This is a genomic window from Lutibacter sp. (assembly GCF_041562875.1).
Lineage (GTDB): Bacteria > Bacteroidota > Bacteroidia > Flavobacteriales > Flavobacteriaceae > Lutibacter.
In genome coordinates this window covers 1-19,733 of record NZ_JBFFOE010000021.1, presented here as the reverse complement: position 1 = coordinate 19,733, position 19,733 = coordinate 1, and the positions used below count along the sequence as shown (strand labels likewise).

Annotated in this window: 20 protein-coding genes; 7 read left to right on the top strand and 13 right to left on the bottom strand. The window is 30.6% G+C overall.

What is annotated here, in order from left to right; all coding sequences use genetic code 11:
* Positions 1–49: 49 nt before the first annotated feature.
* The 8 genes from ABY863_RS04880 to ABY863_RS04845 form a co-directional block, all read right to left on the bottom strand.
* The gene (locus ABY863_RS04880) at positions 50–832 is read right to left on the bottom strand and encodes an ABC transporter permease (protein WP_372793144.1); all 783 of its coding nucleotides are present in this window, start codon (positions 830–832) and stop codon (positions 50–52) included.
* On the bottom strand, positions 825–1,532 hold the full coding sequence (locus ABY863_RS04875; protein ID WP_372793143.1) for an ABC transporter ATP-binding protein: 708 nt from the start codon (positions 1,530–1,532) through the stop codon (positions 825–827). The genes ABY863_RS04880 and ABY863_RS04875 overlap by 8 nt, the downstream gene beginning before the upstream one ends.
* Positions 1,525–2,757, bottom strand: a complete 1,233-nt coding sequence (gene nosD, locus ABY863_RS04870) for a nitrous oxide reductase family maturation protein NosD (RefSeq protein WP_372793142.1) — start codon at positions 2,755–2,757, stop codon at positions 1,525–1,527. The genes ABY863_RS04875 and nosD overlap by 8 nt, the downstream gene beginning before the upstream one ends.
* The gene (locus ABY863_RS04865) at positions 2,757–3,203 is read right to left on the bottom strand and encodes a nitrous oxide reductase accessory protein NosL (RefSeq protein WP_372793141.1); all 447 of its coding nucleotides are present in this window, start codon (positions 3,201–3,203) and stop codon (positions 2,757–2,759) included. Before ABY863_RS04865 ends, nosD begins: the two co-directional genes overlap by 1 nt.
* Positions 3,204–3,299: 96 nt before the next feature.
* Positions 3,300–3,887, bottom strand: coding sequence for a hypothetical protein (locus tag ABY863_RS04860; RefSeq protein WP_372793140.1), 588 nt, complete (start codon positions 3,885–3,887; stop codon positions 3,300–3,302).
* Positions 3,888–4,079: 192 nt separating this feature from the next.
* Entirely contained in the window at positions 4,080–6,053 is a 1,974-nt protein-coding gene (gene nosZ / locus ABY863_RS04855) for a Sec-dependent nitrous-oxide reductase (protein WP_372793139.1), read from the bottom strand.
* A 37-nt stretch (positions 6,054–6,090) separates the two neighbouring features.
* Positions 6,091–6,564: a cytochrome c gene (locus ABY863_RS04850; RefSeq protein ID WP_372793138.1), complete on the bottom strand. Its 474-nt coding sequence runs from the start codon at positions 6,562–6,564 to the stop codon at positions 6,091–6,093.
* Positions 6,565–6,586: 22 nt separating this feature from the next.
* Complete coding sequence (locus ABY863_RS04845; RefSeq protein ID WP_372793137.1) at positions 6,587–7,162, bottom strand: fasciclin domain-containing protein; 576 nt, start codon at positions 7,160–7,162, stop codon at positions 6,587–6,589.
* Positions 7,163–7,402: 240 nt separating this feature from the next.
* Between ABY863_RS04845 and ABY863_RS04840 the strand changes: the two genes are divergently transcribed.
* Both ABY863_RS04840 and ABY863_RS04835 read left to right on the top strand, forming a co-directional pair.
* The gene (locus ABY863_RS04840) at positions 7,403–8,002 is read left to right on the top strand and encodes a thioredoxin family protein (RefSeq protein ID WP_372793136.1); all 600 of its coding nucleotides are present in this window, start codon (positions 7,403–7,405) and stop codon (positions 8,000–8,002) included.
* A gap of 47 nt (positions 8,003–8,049) precedes the next feature.
* Positions 8,050–8,535 (top strand): ABC transporter ATPase, encoded by a 486-nt coding sequence (locus ABY863_RS04835; protein ID WP_372793135.1) that lies wholly within the window; start codon positions 8,050–8,052, stop codon positions 8,533–8,535.
* Positions 8,536–8,545: 10 nt separating this feature from the next.
* Here the strand turns inward: ABY863_RS04835 and truB are convergent, their stop codons facing one another.
* Genes truB through ABY863_RS04815 form a run of 4 tightly spaced genes read right to left on the bottom strand, consistent with a single transcriptional unit; the run spans position 8,546 to position 11,178 of the window.
* A complete protein-coding gene (truB, locus tag ABY863_RS04830) occupies positions 8,546–9,238 on the bottom strand; it encodes a tRNA pseudouridine(55) synthase TruB (RefSeq protein WP_372793134.1) in 693 nt (230 codons plus the stop codon).
* A 2-nt stretch (positions 9,239–9,240) separates the two neighbouring features.
* Positions 9,241–10,047 (bottom strand): undecaprenyl-diphosphate phosphatase, encoded by an 807-nt coding sequence (locus tag ABY863_RS04825; RefSeq protein ID WP_372793133.1) that lies wholly within the window; start codon positions 10,045–10,047, stop codon positions 9,241–9,243.
* 2 nt (positions 10,048–10,049) lie between these two features.
* Positions 10,050–10,316, bottom strand: coding sequence for a DUF3098 domain-containing protein (locus ABY863_RS04820; RefSeq protein ID WP_372793132.1), 267 nt, complete (start codon positions 10,314–10,316; stop codon positions 10,050–10,052).
* On the bottom strand, positions 10,300–11,178 hold the full coding sequence (locus ABY863_RS04815; RefSeq protein ID WP_372793131.1) for a cell division protein FtsX: 879 nt from the start codon (positions 11,176–11,178) through the stop codon (positions 10,300–10,302). Before ABY863_RS04815 ends, ABY863_RS04820 begins: the two co-directional genes overlap by 17 nt.
* A gap of 158 nt (positions 11,179–11,336) precedes the next feature.
* On the opposite strand from ABY863_RS04815, the gene rbfA reads away from it, so the two are divergent.
* From rbfA to katG, 3 genes are all read left to right on the top strand, one after another.
* The gene (rbfA, locus tag ABY863_RS04810) at positions 11,337–11,729 is read left to right on the top strand and encodes a 30S ribosome-binding factor RbfA (RefSeq protein WP_372793130.1); all 393 of its coding nucleotides are present in this window, start codon (positions 11,337–11,339) and stop codon (positions 11,727–11,729) included.
* A 1-nt stretch (position 11,730) separates the two neighbouring features.
* The gene (locus ABY863_RS04805) at positions 11,731–12,933 is read left to right on the top strand and encodes an ABC transporter permease (RefSeq protein ID WP_372793129.1); all 1,203 of its coding nucleotides are present in this window, start codon (positions 11,731–11,733) and stop codon (positions 12,931–12,933) included.
* 192 nt (positions 12,934–13,125) lie between these two features.
* Positions 13,126–15,348: a catalase/peroxidase HPI gene (katG, locus tag ABY863_RS04800; RefSeq protein WP_372793128.1), complete on the top strand. Its 2,223-nt coding sequence runs from the start codon at positions 13,126–13,128 to the stop codon at positions 15,346–15,348.
* A 108-nt stretch (positions 15,349–15,456) separates the two neighbouring features.
* Here katG and dusB read toward each other — a convergent pair whose 3' ends face one another.
* Positions 15,457–16,437 carry a tRNA dihydrouridine synthase DusB gene (dusB, locus tag ABY863_RS04795; protein WP_372793127.1) on the bottom strand — a complete coding sequence of 327 codons (981 nt, stop codon included), beginning with the start codon at positions 16,435–16,437 and terminating at the stop codon, positions 15,457–15,459.
* Positions 16,438–16,863: 426 nt separating this feature from the next.
* On the opposite strand from dusB, the gene ABY863_RS04790 reads away from it, so the two are divergent.
* Positions 16,864–17,967, top strand: coding sequence for a TolB family protein (locus tag ABY863_RS04790; protein ID WP_372793126.1), 1,104 nt, complete (start codon positions 16,864–16,866; stop codon positions 17,965–17,967).
* A 78-nt stretch (positions 17,968–18,045) separates the two neighbouring features.
* Positions 18,046–19,733 (top strand): translation elongation factor 4 (gene lepA / locus ABY863_RS04785; protein WP_372793125.1); only part of this gene is annotated, 1,688 nt, incomplete at its 3' end.

Here is a 19,733-nt window from a genome sequence, read left to right as displayed (position 1 = left end):
TAGAACAAAAAAATCAATCGAGTCAATTTTTTGTTTCTTAAAAGGTGTCTTAAAAATCCTTCTTTCTTAATTTAAAATTCATTCTAAGAACTGGTAAAATCACCCACATAACTAGAATAGACATTGAGAGTAACATTCCAATATTTGTCCCAAAAAATTTTCTAAAAACAGCTCCGGTATAACCAAGTAAGGCCGAAATATCTAATTTTAATAAAATTAAAATTCTAGATAAATCTATTGGATTAAACATGGTTGCTATCAAAGAAAATTTATCTAATGGGTATTCATCAAATAATACGAGTGATATTAGAAATAAACCATCATAAATTACTGCTAAAAATAACCACATTAAAATAGCATAGCCAAATCCTTTTATTTTATTTTCAGTTGAGAGTGCAATATTATAGGATAGAGCAACAAATATAAAATTCAAAAAAGAGCCTACTATTAACAATAGACTAAAATCAAAAATTGCTGCAGATTTAAACAAACCATACGCTATAAAGGGGATTCCTAAACCTAACACTAAACTTAATGTAAGCGATATTGAAATACCCAAATATTGACCCATAAATATTTTGCTTCGGTTAATAGGTTGTGCCAATAAAAGTTCAGTAAATTCTTTGGAATTATAATAATACATTACGCCAAAAATAGTTCCAATTAAAGGGGTTAAAACAATAATAATATTCATTAAAGTAATTACGGCTTTGTTTACATCATTATTTAAAAACAACAACACAAAACCTAGTAGTAAATAAAAAATAAAGTACACATAACTCCAACGGCTACGCATTAAATCGTAAAAACTATATTTTAATATTTTAAGCATATTGTTTAGATATTAAATTAGCGATAGCATGTTCCAAATTGTCATTTTCTGTTTGCTTTTTCAATGCATCAATACTTCCTTTAAAATATATTTTTCCATCTAATAAAAATACAATCTCATCAGCCAACTCTTCTACAACACTCATAATATGAGTTGTAATTAATATTGTTTTCCCTTTTGTTTTTTCGTCCCGAATCAGTTCTTTTAAATGTATTAAAGCAATTGGATCAAGCCCTGTAGTTGGTTCATCCAAGATAATTAATTCACTGTCAAACATAAAAGTTAAAACGATGTTTACCTTTTGTTTTGTTCCTCCAGAAAGGTTTCCTAATTTCTTTTGAAGTGAATCATTCAACCCAAATAAGTTAATTAATTCTTGTTCATTTGATTCTTTTGGGCGAAGATTCTTCACCATTTTTATTAACTCTTGAACAGTTAAGTTTGGTGGAAAATTTGCTATTTGCGGTAGATAATTTAAATTATTTCTATAATCCCACTTTCTTAAAACACTTTCATTGTTAAATGTGATTTCTCCTTTGTTTGGAATTACCATGCCAAGCAAGCATTTAATTAACGTTGTTTTTCCTGAACCATTTGGTCCAAGAACGGCAAAAATACCCCCTTTTTTTATGGCTAAATCTAAACCGTCTAAAACAGTTAATTTACCAAAACGTTTGTGTAAATTTTTAAATTCAATCATTTATTTTTTTCATTATTGGGTTAGTATCCATTAAATCATCAGGTGTAAAAACAGGCGAAACTTTTTCTGAAAAATTAATTATATCTACAAATAAACTTCTTAATAATACCAATGCTTCAGGTGTCTTATTTACGATATAAGAAAAAAGTTTTACGGGGCGATATGGAATGTCTCCAATTCCATTTTTATCTAAATCGTAACCAGTGTATTCACTCCAATAATTGTTTTCAAACTTATTATCATTTATTTTCGTATTGTATGATAAATCTAATGAATTATGCATAAAATCATTCTTCTCAAAAATATTTGCGTAACAGGCTCCAGCAATTTTAACAGCCCAGCCATTTCTTAAAAAGGTATTATTTTTATAATTTATTCTGGTACATCCTTCACCATTTATACCAATGGTATTTTCTTCAAATAAATTGTTGTAAATCTCTGCATCATATATTTCTTTTAGAAGTAATCCGTAGGAGGCAGACCCCCAATTTAATTTAAAAATATTGTGGTGCATGATTATAAATTTGGAAAACATCACTGCAACACCTGCTCCATTATTTCTAAATTCGTTGTGGTGGTATATGTTGTTATTTGAAAACATAAAATGCAATCCATAGCGAATATTATTATGGCTTGTATTTTTATAAACGTTGCTATTTTTTACAAATTCGAAATAAATCCCATCTCGTAAACCAGTTAACTGATTATTGTATACATCCATTTCATTTCCATCCCAGATATGAATTCCGTTACCTGAGCTGGCTTCACTTTTTCGTACCCCTGATATTACATTATTTCTAATAATTCCTTTTTTTGATTTTTCAATTAAAATACCAAAAAAAACATTTTCTAAAATGCAATCTTCAATAGTGAAATTTTCTGCTTTTATTACTTTTATAGCACAGTATTCAACTGTGTAACTCATTCCAATATTAACAATTTTAAGATTTTTAATTTTGAAATTATTAGTTTGAAAAATAAATACACTCCCTATATTTTCTCCATCTATTATTGTTCCTTTCTCGCCAATAAGTATTAGTTCTTTATCAATAATTAGATCTCGCTCTTTATAAACACCTTTTTTAATAAATATTTTATCACCAGACTCAGCTATTTTAATAGCTTCTTTAATAGTTTTTATAGTACACGTTTTACAAACTTCAATTTGTTTTGCTGAAATTATAAGTGTAGTAAAAAAGAAAAATAAAAGGATCTTATACTTCATTATTTATCTGATAGTTTTTGTTTTAGCGTTTCCCAACTATAAATTTCTCCAGTATATTTTTGTTGTAATTCTTCAGCCTTATTTTTTGAAGAAAAAGAAGATAAGTTAGCTCCCATTGGACTTTTAATTTCTTTACAGATTAAAAATGTAGCGGTTTTAGCATCAATCATTTCACCTGGATTTCCATAATCTGCAGTCAAAATTAAGGCCATTTCATCTTCACTTTTATCAGTTAAGTCGTTAATCAAACATTCAATGGCATCAAACTTAAATTGCTTACCTTTTTTAGTTACATATTGAGCAGAATGAGTTTTATCAACAATGTTCATTTTACAAAAACTACATTGATCTTTTCCATATTCAATAGCTTCAGGTTCAACTTTACAAGAAATGGATACCAATAAAATTACAACCCCAATAAGTGGTTTAAGCAGTTTACTTTTCATTATTTTTGATTTTATTAGTTTTTAAATATACAATAAAACGAGTACAATCTAATGAATATACTCGTTTTTTAAAAATAATTTACACGTTAGATAGTATTAATTTTTAGCTTCTCTTTTACCTAAAAAGAAAGCCACAACAGTTAAAAACATTCCTATGAACATAAAATAAGCTCCTATTCTAGGGTATGAATGTGCTGTGAAATTTAGAATGTGTTTTGTACCAAAAAGAGGTGGTTGAAATCCCATTATTGAACCATCTGGGTTTGTAAATTTCATAATGGCTTTTGGATTTAAATTATGACCATAATCATATTCCCACATATAAAAATCATACATTCCAGCAATACCTAATAAACTCATTACTACAAACCAAACTAAAAATAATTTATAGTTTCCAAAAAAACCAATTAGAGCTCCTAAAATAACCATTATACCTATTGCCCAAGGAAATATTTTAAACTCGGGGATAGTCTCTGGTATGTATTGCATTCCAACATAATGATTCATTAAATTGATGTTTTTAATATCAAATTCATGAGTGTCCGAAAATTTATTAATGTGTATATCCATACCTAAAGGAATTGGATATTGTGGAGCCTCCAATGTTATATTCCATAATGGAAATACAAATAGCCCTAATAAAAGGAAAGACCCTATAACCATTAATATTTTAGATTTCTTCATAATTTTTTTGTTTATTTTTTTTGTAATTATTAACGTAATATTTGTTATAAAATTACAAAATTAAGTTTGTTTGGTATGTGATAAAATTTACATAAAAAGGCAAAATAGCCTTGTATATTTATGTGGAAAACGGATAAGTAAATTTTATACTTACCCGTTTTTTTAGCCCTTAAATCAATCTAAAAAGGAACTCTATTCAGCATCTACTGCATCACCATCTAAAGTATATGTTAATGGTACTTTAGATCCTTTTGGTGATACTCTAACATACCCTTGCATTTCTTGGTGCAATGCAGAACAGAAATCTGTACAATAAAATGGCCATACTCCTACATCTTTAGGGTACCATTTAAATGTTTCTGTTTGCCCTGGCATAATTAATAACTCAGAAGTTTGAGCCCCAATCATACCAATTCCATGTGGAACATCATAATCTTGCTCTAAGTTTGTAACGTGGAAAAATACTTCATCACCAACTTGAATTCCTTCAATATTATCAGGAGCAAAGTGTGAGCGTATCATGGTCATATAAATATGAACTTCATTTCCATTTCTTGTTACTTTAGCTTCAGCTTCAGATTTAGTAACATAATCATGTTTATTTTCTTCTAATTTATAGAATTTTTTAGACTTAGATTTAATTAAATCTGCTGGTATTCCTGCGGCATAATGAGGCTCTCCAATTGTTGGAAAATCTAATAATAATTCCATTTTTTCACCAGTAATATCATATAATTGTGCAGACTGAGTTACCTCTGGGCCTGTTGGTAAATAACGGTCTTTTGTAATTTTGTTCATTGCCAATACATATTTACCAAATGGTTTTCTTGAATTTCCTCCAGGAATCATTAAGTGACCAACAGAATAATAAGTTGGTTTTCTGTCAATAACTTCCCAAGTCCCTAATTTCCATTTTACAACTTCAGAAGAAATAAAGAAGGTAGTATAGGCATTTCCTAGCCCGTCAAATTCTGTATGTAGTGGGCCTAAACCTGGTTGTTTTACTGAACCTGCTAAAGTAGCTTCATATTGCAAAATTGGAATACCATATGCTTCACCATCAAATTTTTTCTCGTCAATAGCTTTAATCATTTTACTGAATGAGTGAATAGTTAGCTCAGCAGCTAATTTTCCACTACCTACAATGTATTCACCAGAAGGATCTACATCACAACCGTGAGGTGATTTTGGTGTTGGCATAAAATATATAGCTCCAGGAACATCAGAAGGATTTACAATTAAAATTTCCTTTTTCATTGTTGAAGTTGCACTATGATTTTCATCACTATATACGTTATGAGCATAATTTGCAGGAGCTTTTGTACCACCACCATTATTTACATATTCTTCAATTTTTTTCCAGTTTATTGCTGCAATAAAATCTTTATCATTTTGCGAAGCGTTTACTTCTAATAAAGAGTTTGCTTCTTCTGTATTATAAGTTGTAAAGAAGAACCATCCGTGAGATTTCCCTCTTCCTGGATGCGATAAATCATAGTTAAATCCTGGCATCATTAATTGGAATTTAATATCCATAGCACCATCTTTAGGGTCAACTGATATAAAAGTTAAGGCTCCTTTAAAGTTTCCTTTATACTCGGCAATTGGCATATCTCTTTGAGGATAAGGAACACTAAAACGTGTACCTGCTACAACATATTCTGTGTTTTCAGTAACAAACGAAGAACTATGGTTACCCGCAGAATTAGGAATTTCAATAATTTCAGTTGTTTCAAAAGTTGTTAAATCAATTTTTGCAATACGAGGTGTATTGTTACCATTAATAAACACAAACCTACCATCTAATTCACCTGCAGTTTGAGAGATATCTGGATGGTGAGAATCATCCCAAGGAATAAATCCATGAGAAGTATTTAACATTGGTTTGGTTTCTTCATTAAAACCATAAGCTTTTTCAGCATCTACAGAAAAAACAGGAATTACTTTAAATAAACGTCCTGAAGGAAGGCCGTAAACAGCTAACTGCCCACTAAAACCACCAGAAATAAATGCATAAAATTCATCGTGTTCACCTGGCGCAACATATACTCTTTCCGCAGCATTGCTAGATAAAGCGCCTTTTTTGTTTGAATCTCCATTTCCGCAACTACTTAGCATTATTGAAAGTGTAGTAATTGCTAGTAATGATTTAAAAATTGTTTTCATATTAAAGATATTTGTTTGTTAATTGTTTGTTCTCAATTTACTCTTTAGTTGTTGAAGTCTTTGTTCTAAAGTATTCTAAGATAAGTCTTGCTTCCTCCTCAGTTAAATTTTGATTTGCCATTGGAGCTAAATATTCTGCCAATAATTTTTTAGCTATTGGATTTTCAGCAACCATTTTTTCAGGATTTAAAATCATATTCATAATCCATTCTGATGAACGTCTTTCCGTTACCCCACCCAAAGCTGGCCCAACAACCCTTTTACTAATTTTATGGCAAGCTGAGCATTTTGCAACAAACACCTCTTTTCCTTTAGCAGCCATGGTCTCATCAATCTCACCAAGTGTAATACTTGTTATTGGCCCTATACCTTTATCTTTCATTGGATCAACTTCAACCACTTCTTTTGTTTCTTCAGTTGGTTGTGAAGTTTTATCCTCTTTTTTTTCATTTCCACCGCAACTAGATATAAATACTACAACTAATGCTACTATAAATACTTTTAACTTCATTTCTTTTATTTTTATTTAATAATTATTCAACTGGCACTAATACGTTATCAATTACGTGAATCCAGCCATTACTTACTTTTACTGTTTTTAAGATTTTGGTTCCTCCAACATAAATTCCATCTTCTTTGTCTTCAACTAGTAAATATTTACCTGAAGCCATGTATAATTTTCGACCTTTTTTGGCTTCTTTTTTTAGTTGTGTATCTGGATAATTTGCTGGAGCGACATGGTTTTTTAATATAAAAGCAAGTTGACTTTTATTTTCTGGTTTTAATAAAGTTTCAACAGTTCCTGCAGGAAGTTTGTCAAAAGCGCTATTAACAGGTGCAAATATTGTTAAAGGACCTACATTTACTACTGCATCTTCAACACCAGCAGCTTCTATTGCTACCACTAAAGTTTTAAAATCATCTAAAGATTTAGCTACTTGTAAAGCATTTGGGCTTGCTCCTTCAGCTAAATCTACAGCTGATTGCCCTTTACCCTGTGGAGTCGTTTCAATTTGGTTTACTTCTTGTTTTTTTTCACCACCATTACAAGATATAATGGTAAATGCAAATACTACTAAAATAGAGAAAATTAAATTCTTTTTTTTCATGATTTAATGATTAGAATTAATAAATAATGTGACAAATGTAACTGAACCCAATAAATAGAGTTGTGACAAATATCAGTTTAACGATATAAAGACAATATTATCTTTTAATATAAAGTAACAAATGTAGCACTTTTTATTCAAAATCTAATTTTATTTTTATACACGCATCTGTATCCTAAATTTAACTGTAAGTATTACATTTGCACCTCGTCAAAATAATGACTTAAAAGTAAATAAAAAATGGATAATACCCTAATAAATAAAAGTTTAGAAAAATCAATTACATATACAACTTATAGAAAATTAATAAAAGAGTTATTAATTAAAGAAAAATCTACAGGGCTTGAACAATCTGATGATCTTTTAAATTATAGCATGTTGAATGATAAAAGAATGGATAGGCTTGATAAAACATTGAAAGTTTCTGATGAAACAAAAGTTTCCATTGATGATCTAAAAAATGATTTTACCTTCTTAGTCATAGCTGAAGGTTGGTGTGGTGATGCAGCTCAAATAGTGCCGATTTTAAATAAAATTGCAGAGGCATCAAACAAAATTAATTTAAAAATTGTGTTTAGAGATGAAAATGAAGAACTTATGAATGAGTATTTGACCAATGGCGGCAAATCAATTCCTAAAATTATAATTTTAGATAGCGAAAATAATGTAATAAATTCTTGGGGACCAAGACCATCTATTGCAACAAAAATGGTACTCGATTATAAAGAAAAAAATGGAAGTATAGATGCTGAATTTAAGAAAAACTTACAAATTTGGTATAATAAAGATAAAGGGACTAACACGCAAGATGACCTTTTAAAATTACTGAAAGCATCTTAATCTTAAGTCCAATTAATTTAAATATCTTTGCCCACTAAAATAATGTAATGATTATAGATTTTACACAACTTCCAGACGACGCCAAATTATGGGTTTTTCCATCAAGCAGAAAATTTTATGCGCAGGAAATTGCGGGTATAAAAGAAAAGATTGAGGGATTTTTGTCTGAATGGGATGATCAAGGGATTTTGATTAGATGTTCTTATAAGCTAGAATATGACCGCTTTATTATTATTGCAGTTGATGACAGTTTAAACAGTTTAAGTTTAGAGGCACATAACTTATTAATTACATTTATACAAGAGTTAGAAAAAGAATTAGAAGTTGTTTTAATGGATAAAATGAATGTTTGTTACAAGCAAGGTGAATTTGTGCAATACAAAGATTTAATTGAATTCAAAAAAATGATGAAAGCGAAAGGTGTTTCTCAAAAAACCATTGTTTTTGATAATATGATTACCACTAAAGTTGATTTTAAATATAATTGGGAAATTAATATTATGGATAGCTGGTTAGGTAGATTTTTGAAGTAAAAATGCAAACTTAGCTTAAATATTTTTCAATATAATTTAAAGGATCTAAAGTTCCTTCAACAGAAAAAGTACCTATTTTAGTTCTTCGAAGTTCAGATAAATGCGCTCCTGAATTTAAAGCTTTTCCAAAATCATAGGCTAAAGATCTTATGTAGGTTCCTTTGCTGCAAACCACTCTAAAATTTACTTTAGGCAAGTTTATTTTAGTAATTTCAAATTCAGCAATACTAATTTTTCTCGAATTTATTTCAGTGGTTTCACCAGCTCTAGCTAATTCATACAATCTTTTTCCATCTTTTTTTAATGCTGAAAAAATAGGAGGTATTTGATCTATATCGCCAATAAAAAGCTTTGTGGTATTGTAAATTAATTCATCTGTAATATGTGTAATTGGAAAAGAAGCATCAATCTCAGTTTCTAAATCGTAACTTGGTGTAGTTGCGCCTAAAGTAAATTCGCCTGTATATTCCTTTATCTGACCTTGATATTCATTAATTTGTTTGGTGAATTTACCTGTACAAATTATTAATAAACCTGAAGCTAAAGGATCTAAAGTTCCTGCATGACCAACTTTAATTTTCTTAATCCCAAACTTTTGTCTTATATGCCAACGTAATTTATTTACTACTTGGAAGGAGGTCCATTCTAATGGTTTATCTATTAATAAAACTTGACCTTCTTTAAAATCTTCAACCGTTTTCATTGCTATAAAGTTAATCTATAAATAAAAAAATGAATACATATAATGGCAATCCCTAAAACAATTCGGTAGTAACCAAATAGTTTGAATCCACTTTTGCTTAAATAATTAATAAACGATTTTATAGCAAACATAGCTACAATAAAAGCAACAATATTACCAATTATCAAAAAATTTATTTGTTCAGTATTTAAGGTAAAGCCATCTCTATAATAATCAAATAGTTTTTTTGTTGTTGCACCAAACATGGTTGGAACCGCCAAGAAAAATGAAAATTCTGCTGCTGTTTTTCTATTCAATTTTTGAGACATTCCACCAATAATAGTAGCTCCACTTCTTGATGTTCCAGGAATCATTGCTAAACATTGAAAAAATCCTATTTTTAATGCGGTAGCATAACTAACAGTAGTCTGTTCTTTTTTTTCTCTTGATAAATCTTCGTTTTCTTTAAACCAATCATCTACTTTTAGTAAAATTATTCCTCCTAAAATTAAGGATACAGCTACTATAATTGGGCTTTCTAATAATTCATCAATTACATTATTAAATAATAATCCTAAAATAACTGCTGGAATAAAAGCGACTACTAATTTTAAATAAAAGTCGACACTTTGAAAAAAACGTTTAAAGTATAAAGCCAGTACGGCTAAAATTGCGCCAAATTGAATTACAATAGTAAATAGCTTGGTAAAACTATCTTCTGCAATATGAAAAAATGAAGATGCTATAATTAAATGACCCGTAGAAGATACTGGTAAATATTCGGTAATCCCTTCAATTATGGCAAGTATAACAGCTTCAAAATAATTCATTCTTATTTTTTAGATTTTGCCATAATTGCATAAATCTCAATACCTAAGCCAATAAGAACTAATGTTGGTGCTAAACGAATTCTTCTAAAATTATAGATTTCTTCATTAAAAACAGCAGGATCATCGCTTCCGCCTCCAGCCATTAAAATAAACCCAAGCACAATTACTGCAATTCCAATTAACATTAACATATAATTCTTTTTCCCAAAAAGGAATTCGCTTTTACTCTTTTTATTTTTTTCTTCCATTTTATTAATAGTAAAGTTCATCGGTTCTTAAATTTAAAAAACGCTGTGTAGCAAAAAACGTACTAATCCAAGTAATTAGTATGCCTAAAACTATAATAACTGTAAATAATAGTGCTAATATTTTATAATTAGAAAGCATTTCAAGTTCAGGAATTGTTTTATTAATATATAAAATAAACCCAATTACACCACCTATAGCAACCAAAGCTCCTAAAATACCAAGCTGTATACTTTTTAAAATAAAAGGAACTCTAATAAATCCTTTTGTTGCACCTACCATTTGCATGGTTTTAATGGTGAATCTTTTTGAATATATTGAAAGGCGTATAGAACCATTAATTAAAACCATGGCAATTAATGTAAAGAGCCCACTAAATAAAAGCATCCAAAAACTTAAACGGTTTATATTTTTTGTTAATAATTCAATTAATGGTTTGTCATAGGTAACTTCAGCAACAATACTTCTTATAAGTAAGTTTTTTTCTATTTCAGCCATTTTTTCTGGCGTAACAAATTCAGATTTTAATGAAATATCTACAGCATCTTTTAAAGGATTGTCTCCTAAAAATTCTACAAAATCTTCTCCAATTTCTTCCGTGTATTTTTTAGCGGCATCTTTTTTAGAAATATAAGTAACAGCTTTTGTGTATTCAGCTCTTTTTAGTTCAGCTTGTAAAATTTCCACATCAATACTTTTAGCATTGTCTTTTAAAAATATGGTAATAGTTACTTTTTCTTTAAAATGTTCAGTAATGCTGTTTGTTTTCAGTACAATTAAGCCTAAAATACCTACTAAAAACAGTACTAAGCCAATGCTAATAACTACAGAAAAGTATGATGACCGCAGTCTTCTTTTTTGATATTTTTCAAAAGATGTATCCAAAAGTAATTTTATTTAAGTGCTTGCAATATACAAATAGTTGTTGAATGGTTTATTTGTTTAATTGTTAAAAATTAGAGTTTAAAATTGCTTCAAAATAATTTTAGAACAAAGAAAATAAAAAGAAAATTTATGTACATTTAAACTATTATCTTTGCACTATGGAAACAAACAGACAAAAGAAAATTGCAGGTGTTTTACAAAAAGACTTAGCTGATGTATTACAACACGCTGCGCAAGACGGAATGAAAGGGGTTATTATTTCTGTTACCAAAGTTCAAGTTACTTCAGATTTATCACAGGCAAAAATATATTTAAGTGTTTTTCCTCAGTTAAATAGAGAGTTAATTTTGAGAGGTGTTCAAGAAAATACTTCAACTATTAGATATGAAATGGCAAAACGCACTAGAAATCAATTAAGACGTATGCCTGAACTTTCTTTTTATATTGATGATAGCTTAGATTATATTGAAGATATTGACAATGCTTTAAAAGGAAAAAAAGGAAATCCAATTAAAGATCCTGAACTTTTAAACAAACGTTTAAAAAGCTAATTTGAATTTTCCCTTATACATAGCTAAACGATATTTATTTTCAAAAAGCAGTAACAACACTATAAATATTATTACAGGTATTGCAACTGTTGGTGTTATTATTGGAACTTTAGCTTTGTTTATTGTACTCTCTGGCTTTTCGGGTTTACGTTCTTTTAGTGTTAGTTTTTTAAACACCGCTGATCCCGATATTAAAATTACATCCGTAAAAGGAAAATCATTTTTTTTAAATGACTCTATTCAAGAAATTCTAAAAAATGAGAAGGAGATAGTATCCTACTCAAAAGTAATTGAAGAGCGTGCTTTTTTTGAATTTAACGAAAAAACACATATTGCCTTTATAAAAGGTGTTGATGCTAATTACACAAAGGTAAATAGTATAGACACAACAGTTTATGTAGGTACTTGGTTAGACCCTAAATTTCCTTTAGGAGTAGTAGTTGGAAATGGAATTTCAAATACATTATCAATAGGTGTTTTTGATTTTTTAGACCCCTTGAAAATTTATGTACCAAAACCTGGTAAAGGCTATATAACCAAACCAACTAATGCATTCAAAAAAATAAACACACAACCAATAGGTGTTTTTGCTTTAACGGACGAATTCGATTCAAAGTTTACATTTATTTCGTTAGAATTGGCACAAGAATTATTAAGTTATACGCCAGAACAAATTTCTGCAATTGAAATAAAAGTTTCCAATAGAACAGAAAGAGATCAAATAATTACCAACCTTAAAAGCAAACTTGGTAACCAATTTACCATTGAAACCAGAGAACAATTAAATGCTGTTTTTTACAAAATGTTAAATACAGAAAATTTAGCTTCCTACTTAATTTTTACACTCATATTAATTATTGCTTTATTTAATGTTATTGGAGCTATTATTATGATGATTTTAGATAAACGAGACAATCTTAAAACATTATACAGTATTGGTGCAACTATGAAAGAAATAAAACAAGTATTTGTATTACAAGGCTTTATGCTATCTGTTTTTGGCTTATTTGTTGGACTTTCATTAGGAATTGCTTTAGTATTGCTTCAAATGAAATACCATTTATTTATGATTACTCAACATTTGGCTTACCCTGTTGAATTAACTTTGTTAAATGTTATCACAGTAATTATAACCATACTTATTTTAGGTTTTTTAGCATCAAAAATTGCAAGTAGCAGAATTTCTAAAAAATTGGTTGAATAATAGTTGATTGATTTCTTCATAAAATAAAATTATTCTATTAAATTTACTAGAACTATTTTTCAGTGCAATCATAGTTTTTTCACAATACTCCAAACGCAAGGCACTTATCTATGTATAAGTATTATCTATCATTATTTTTAATTGATAGTTAAATTTTATACTTATTTTATTATAAATTAAAAATTGAAAATCATGAGCAATTCAAAAGATGGTAAATGTCCAGTTGACCACAGTCAATTTACAAAAAAAGAGGAAATAAATGAAGCAGGAAAATGTCCTGTAATGCATGGAGGAAATACTACATCAGATAAATCTGTAATGGATTGGTGGCCCAATGCACTAAATTTAGATATTTTACACCAACATGATACGAAAACAAATCCTTTGAAATCCAGTTTTAGCTATCGTGAAGAGTTAAAAAAACTAGATGTTGAAGCACTAAAAAAAGATGTAAATAACTTAATGACGGACAGTCAAGAATGGTGGCCTGCAGATTGGGGACACTATGGCGGATTAATGATTCGTATGGCTTGGCACTCAGCAGGTACTTATAGAATAGCCGATGGTCGTGGTGGAGGTGGAACAGGAAATCAACGTTTTGCACCTCTTAACTCTTGGCCAGACAATGTAAATTTAGATAAAGCAAGACGCTTACTTTGGCCAATTAAGAAAAAATACGGGAATAAAGTAAGTTGGGCAGATTTAATTATTTTGGCAGGAACCATTGCTTATGAAAATATGGGATTAAAAACCTTTGGCTTTGCTTTTGGACGAGAAGATATTTGGCACCCTGAACAAGATATTTATTGGGGAGCAGAAAAAGAATGGTTAGCACCTAGTGACAGTCGTTATGGAAATTTAGAAAATCCATCTACTATGGAAAACCCTTTGGCTGCGGTACAAATGGGATTAATTTATGTAAACCCTGAAGGTGTAAACGGAGTACCTAATCCATTAAAAACAGCAGAGCAAGTTCGAGAAACATTTAAAAGAATGGCAATGAACGATGAAGAAACTGTTGCTTTAACAGCAGGTGGACATACAGTAGGAAAAACTCATGGAAATGGAGATGCTAATTTACTTGGTCCTGATCCAGAAACTGCTGGGGTGGAAGAGCAAGGTTTAGGTTGGAAAAACCCAAATAAAACAGGTAAAGGTCGTTATACTGTAACAAGTGGATTAGAAGGAGCCTGGACTACCAACCCAACAAAATGGGATAATGGTTTTTTTGAAATGTTATTTAATCACGAATGGGAATTGCGAAAAAGTCCTGCAGGAGCTTGGCAATGGGAACCTAAAACAATAAAAGAAGAAGACAAACCTGTAGATGTTGAAGACTTTTCTATACGCCATAATCCTATAATGACTGATGCCGATATGGCAATGAAAGTTGATCCAACCTATAAAGAGATTTCATTAAAATATATGAACGATTTTGATGCTTTTTCTGATGCTTTTGCACGTGCTTGGTTTAAATTAACACATCGTGATATGGGACCTAAATCTTGTTATTTTGGGCCAGATGTTCCTCAAGAAGATTTAATTTGGCAAGACCCAATTAATACAGGAAAAACAGCGTACGATGTTGCTGCTGTTAAAGTAAAAATAGCAAATTCTGGATTAAGTATTTCTGAAATGGTTACTACAGCATGGGACAGTGCTAGAACATTTAGAGGTTCAGACAAACGCGGAGGTGCAAATGGCGCAAGAATTAGATTAAGCCCTCAAAAAAATTGGGAAGGAAACGAGCCAGAAAAATTATTAAGAGTACTATCAGTTTTAGAACCAATTGCAAAAGAATTTGGGATAAGTATTGCTGATACCATTGTATTGGCTGGAAATGTTGGTATTGAACAAGCAGCAAAAAATGCAGGAACAACTATTACAGTCCCTTTTACACCTGGACGTGGTGATGCAACTAATGAAATGACTGATTCAGAATCATTTGAGCCTTTAGAGCCATTAGCTGATGGGTATAGAAACTGGTTAAAAAAAGAATATATAGTAAGTCCAGAAGAATTAATGTTGGATCGCACTCAATTAATGGGGTTAACGGCTCCTGAAATGACTGTTTTATTGGGTGGAATGCGTGTTATAGGAACAAACTACGGCGACACAAAACATGGCGTATTTACCGATACCATTGGAGCTTTGTCTAACGACTTTTTTGTTAACCTAACAGATATGGGATACAGTTGGGAGCCTACAAAAAATGGATTGTATAATATTCGTTCTAAAAAAACAGGAGCAATAAAATTTACTGCTACACGAACTGATTTGGTATTTGGTTCAAACTCCGTTTTACGTTCCTATTCTGAATTTTACGCTCAAGATGATAATATAGAAAGGTTTGTACAAGATTTTGTGAATACTTGGGTAAAAGTGATGAATGCAGATAGATTCGATTTAAAATAAATTAAATGTCTAACATAAAAAAAGCAGTTTGAAATTTTCAAACTGCTTTTTTATGAATTAAATGATTAATTAAACATTTCTAACATCTATCATTTTTTCAATATGAAATTACGAAAATTTCTGTAAAACTTCATCAAAAGCATCATAAACACCTTGAGCAGTGTCTGATTTTACCATTTTTAAACGATATTCTTTAAAGTCTGGAATTCCTTTAAAGTAGTTGGTATAATGCCTACGCGTTTCCATAACACCTACAATTTCAACACCTTTCCAATCAATTTCCATTTGTAAATGTCTGCGAGCCATATCAACACGCTCAGAAATAGAAATTTCTCGCAAATGTTCACCAGTTTCAAAAAAATGCTTTACTTGTTTAAAAAACCAAGGATTTCCAATGCTGGCTCTTCCAATCATTGCACCATCCAAACCAAATTTATCCCGCATTTCCATCGCTTTTTCAGGTGAATTTACATCACCATTTCCAAAAACAGGAATATGCATTCTTGAATTATTTTTCACATCGGCAATTGGCGCCCAAGTTGCGCTCCCTTTATACATTTGCTTACGCGTTCTACCATGAATTGAAATTGCAGCACAACCAACATCTTGTAAGCGTTCAGCAACTTCCACAATTTTTATAGAAGCTTCATCCCAACCCAAACGAGTTTTAACAGTTATTGGTAAGTTGGTGTGTTTAACCATAGCTTCGGTTAATTTCACCATTAAATCGATGTCTTTTAAAATACCAGCTCCAGCACCTTTACTCACTACTTTTTTTACAGGACAACCAAAATTTATATCAATAATATCAGGGTTTGATTGTTCAACAATTTCAACAGTTCTAAGCATAGATTCTAAATTAGCTCCAAAAATTTGAATACCTACAGGGCGTTCTTTTTCGTAAATGTCTAGTTTTTTTCTACTTTTTGCAGCATCACGTATCAATCCTTCTGAAGAAATAAATTCAGTATAAACCACATCTGCACCTTGTTCTTTACACAAGGCTCTAAATGGCGGGTCACTCACATCTTCCATGGGCGCTAACAATAATGGAAAATCACACAATTCTATATCTCCTATCTTTACCAAATCTAAAATTTTAAGGCTGCAAAATTACTAATTATTTTTGATATTATAATTTTTTGGGCGTTCCCTTTCAGATCGGGCTTTTTGCTAAATCTTTTTCACAATTTCACTACGTTGCATTCTAAAAAAGGAGCGGAGTCGAAGGGCTGCAATCCCTAACGCAAACACTCTTGTTAACAGTGAATGCATCTTTTTTTACTGTCATACCTGCGCATGCAGGTATCCACATGATATAATTAAAGATTTTTGTTAATTTTTTTTCTTCTCAAAACATAAAATAGATTCCTGTTTGCACAGAAATGACATCATTCAAAGCTAAGGCTGAATCTATGATTTTTACTTTTACAATCACAACTTTAACCCTTTCCAGCTTTCAAGCTTTGTAGCTTCAAAATAAATTGTATTTTTGAATTCTAACTTAAAACTATTATGAAATTAAAATTGTCTTTTATTCTTATCTCAGTATTTTTTTTAGGCTGTAAATCATCACATAATAAAACAAGTTATGATGGTAAATCAGGTGCTACAAAAATTGTAAATACACTACATTATTCACAAGAAAAACATTTAAAAAACGTAAAACAATTAACGTTTGGAGGCGATAATGCTGAAGCTTATTGGAGTTTTGATAATAAAAAACTAGTATTTCAAGCAAATAATATATGGGGATTGGAATGTGATCAAATATTCACAATGAATATTACTGACGATTTAAGTAAAGGTGAAAAACCTCAATTAATTAGTACAGGAAAGGGGCGTACAACGTGTAGTTATTTTTTACCAGGAAATGAAACCATTATTTATTCTTCAACACATTTAGCCGATACTGCTTGTCCGCCAGTACCAAAAAAGGAAGACTACGGCAATAAATATATCTGGCCTGTTTTTGAAGGATATGATATTTTTGTGGCTGATACGAAAGGAAATCAATTAAAACAATTAACGTTTGAAAAAGGGTATGATGCTGAACCAACAGTTTCACCAAAAGGCGATAAGATTGTTTTTACTTCAACAAGAACTGGAGATTTAGAATTGTTTACAATGAATATTGATGGTACTGATGTAAAACAAGTAACTTTTGAATTAGGGTATGACGGTGGTGCTTTCTTTTCACCTGATGGAACTAAATTAATTTTCCGTTCATCACGTCCAAAAACAGAAGAAGAAATTAAAGAATATAAAGATTTATTAGCAGAAGGATTGGTGCAGCCAACAAACATGGAATTATATGTTTGTAATGTTGATGGAAGCGAGTTAACAAAAATTACCAATTTAGGCAATGCAAATTGGGCTCCGTTTTTTCATCCTTCTGGCAAAAAAGTTATTTTTTCTTCTAATCATAAATCAAAACATAGTTTCAATTTATTTATGATGAATTTGGATGGAACAGGCTTAGAACAAATTACTTATGATAGTGTTTTTGATGCATTTCCTATGTTTTCACCTGATGGTGAAAAAATTGTTTTTTCATCAAATAGAAATAACAATGGAACACACGACACCAATTTATTTGTAGCTGATTGGGTTGACTAGCAAACATTTAAATGTAGCGTGTTTTCAACCGCTTAATTCATTATATTTGCGCAAATATTGTAGACAGGAACACGAAGTATGAAAAACATTAGAAATTTTTGCATTATTGCACATATTGATCACGGGAAAAGTACGCTTGCTGATCGGTTATTAAGTTTTACAGGAACCACAACTGCCCGTCAAGAACAAGCGCAGTTGTTAGATACCATGGACTTGGAACGTGAGCGTGGAATTACCATAAAAAGTCACGCTATCCAAATGGATTATACTTTTGAAGGAGAAAAGTATGTTCTTAATTTAATTGACACACCAGGCCATGTAGATTTTTCTTACGAAGTTTCTAGGTCTATCGCAGCTTGTGAAGGTGCATTGTTAATTGTTGATGCAGCTCAAAGTATACAGGCACAAACTATTTCAAATTTATATTTAGCACTAGAACACGATTTAGAAATTATCCCTATTTTAAATAAGGTTGATTTGCCAAGTGCTAATCCAGAAGAAGTTACCGATGATATTGTAGCTTTATTAGGTTGTAAGCCAGAAGATGTTATTCATGCGAGCGGAAAAACAGGCTTCGGTGTTGATAATATATTAAAAGCTATAATTGACAGAGTCCCAGCTCCAAAAGGTGATGTTAATGCACCTTTACAGGCGTTAATTTTTGACTCAGTTTACAATTCATATAGAGGTGTAGAAACTTATTTTAGAGTATTTAACGGAGAAATAAAAAAAGGGCAACGTATTAAGTTTATGGCCACAGAGAATGTGTACAATGCTGATGAGGTTGGAACTTTAAAATTAACACAAGTGGCTAAGCAGAGCATAAAAGCTGGAGATGTAGGTTACTTAATTACGGGTGTAAAAACCGCAAGTGAAATTAAAGTTGGGGATACTATTACAGATGTTGAAAATCCAACAAAAGAAAGAATTGATGGTTTTGAAGAAGTAAAACCTATGGTGTTTGCAGGTATTTATCCGGTAGATACTGAAGAGTATGAAGAACTTCGAAGCTCTTTGGAAAAATTACAATTAAACGATGCTTCACTAGTATTTATACCAGAAAGTTCTGCTGCATTAGGATTTGGATTTAGATGTGGTTTCTTAGGAATGTTACATCTGGAAATTATTCAAGAGCGCTTAGAAAGAGAGTTTGATATGACTGTAATTACTACAGTACCAAACGTATCGTATCACGCATTTACAAATAAAAATCCTGATGTTCCTCTTTTAGTAAATAACCCTTCTGATTTACCAGAACCTTCAAAATTAAATCGTGTTGAAGAACCATTTATAAAAGCTAGCATCATTACAAAATCTGATTTTGTGGGTCCAGTAATGAGTTTATGTATTGAAAAACGTGGGCAAATAACAAATCAAAGTTATTTAACACCTGAACGTGTTGAATTAACTTTTGATATGCCTTTAGCTGAAATTGTTTTCGATTTTTATGATCGCTTAAAAACAGTTTCAAAAGGCTACGCTTCTTTTGATTATCATCCAATTGGATTGAAAGAATCAAAATTAGTAAGAGTTGATATTTTATTAAACGGTACATCGGTTGATGCACTTTCTTCCTTAATTCATGCAGACAATGCTTACAATATTGGAAAAAAAATGTGTGAAAAATTACGTCAATTAATTCCACGTCAACAATTTGATATTCCAATTCAAGCGGCTATTGGCGCTAAAATTATTTCTCGTGAAACTATAAAAGCATTAAGAAAAGATGTAACTGCAAAATGTTATGGTGGTGATATTTCACGTAA

Bases quoted from the DNA above. Each gene is read 5' to 3' on its own strand.
- rbfA (WP_372793130.1), top strand. From the start codon at position 11,337: ATGGAAACAAACAGACAAAAGAAAATTGCAGGTGTTTTACAAAAAGAC.
- nosZ (WP_372793139.1), bottom strand. From the start codon at position 6,053: ATGAAAACAATTTTTAAATCATTACTAGCAATTACTACACTTTCAATA.
- ABY863_RS04850 (WP_372793138.1), bottom strand. From the start codon at position 6,564: ATGAAGTTAAAAGTATTTATAGTAGCATTAGTTGTAGTATTTATATCT.
- ABY863_RS04860 (WP_372793140.1), bottom strand. From the start codon at position 3,887: ATGAAGAAATCTAAAATATTAATGGTTATAGGGTCTTTCCTTTTATTA.
- ABY863_RS04840 (WP_372793136.1), top strand. From the start codon at position 7,403: ATGGATAATACCCTAATAAATAAAAGTTTAGAAAAATCAATTACATAT.
- ABY863_RS04790 (WP_372793126.1), top strand. From the start codon at position 16,864: ATGAAATTAAAATTGTCTTTTATTCTTATCTCAGTATTTTTTTTAGGC.
- truB (WP_372793134.1), bottom strand. From the start codon at position 9,238: ATGAAAACGGTTGAAGATTTTAAAGAAGGTCAAGTTTTATTAATAGAT.
- katG (WP_372793128.1), top strand. From the start codon at position 13,126: ATGAGCAATTCAAAAGATGGTAAATGTCCAGTTGACCACAGTCAATTT.
- ABY863_RS04820 (WP_372793132.1), bottom strand. From the start codon at position 10,316: ATGAACTTTACTATTAATAAAATGGAAGAAAAAAATAAAAAGAGTAAA.
- ABY863_RS04875 (WP_372793143.1), bottom strand. From the start codon at position 1,532: ATGATTGAATTTAAAAATTTACACAAACGTTTTGGTAAATTAACTGTT.
- nosD (WP_372793142.1), bottom strand. From the start codon at position 2,757: ATGAAGTATAAGATCCTTTTATTTTTCTTTTTTACTACACTTATAATT.
- ABY863_RS04865 (WP_372793141.1), bottom strand. From the start codon at position 3,203: ATGAAAAGTAAACTGCTTAAACCACTTATTGGGGTTGTAATTTTATTG.
- ABY863_RS04835 (WP_372793135.1), top strand. From the start codon at position 8,050: ATGATTATAGATTTTACACAACTTCCAGACGACGCCAAATTATGGGTT.
- ABY863_RS04880 (WP_372793144.1), bottom strand. From the start codon at position 832: ATGCTTAAAATATTAAAATATAGTTTTTACGATTTAATGCGTAGCCGT.
- ABY863_RS04845 (WP_372793137.1), bottom strand. From the start codon at position 7,162: ATGAAAAAAAAGAATTTAATTTTCTCTATTTTAGTAGTATTTGCATTT.
- ABY863_RS04825 (WP_372793133.1), bottom strand. From the start codon at position 10,047: ATGAATTATTTTGAAGCTGTTATACTTGCCATAATTGAAGGGATTACC.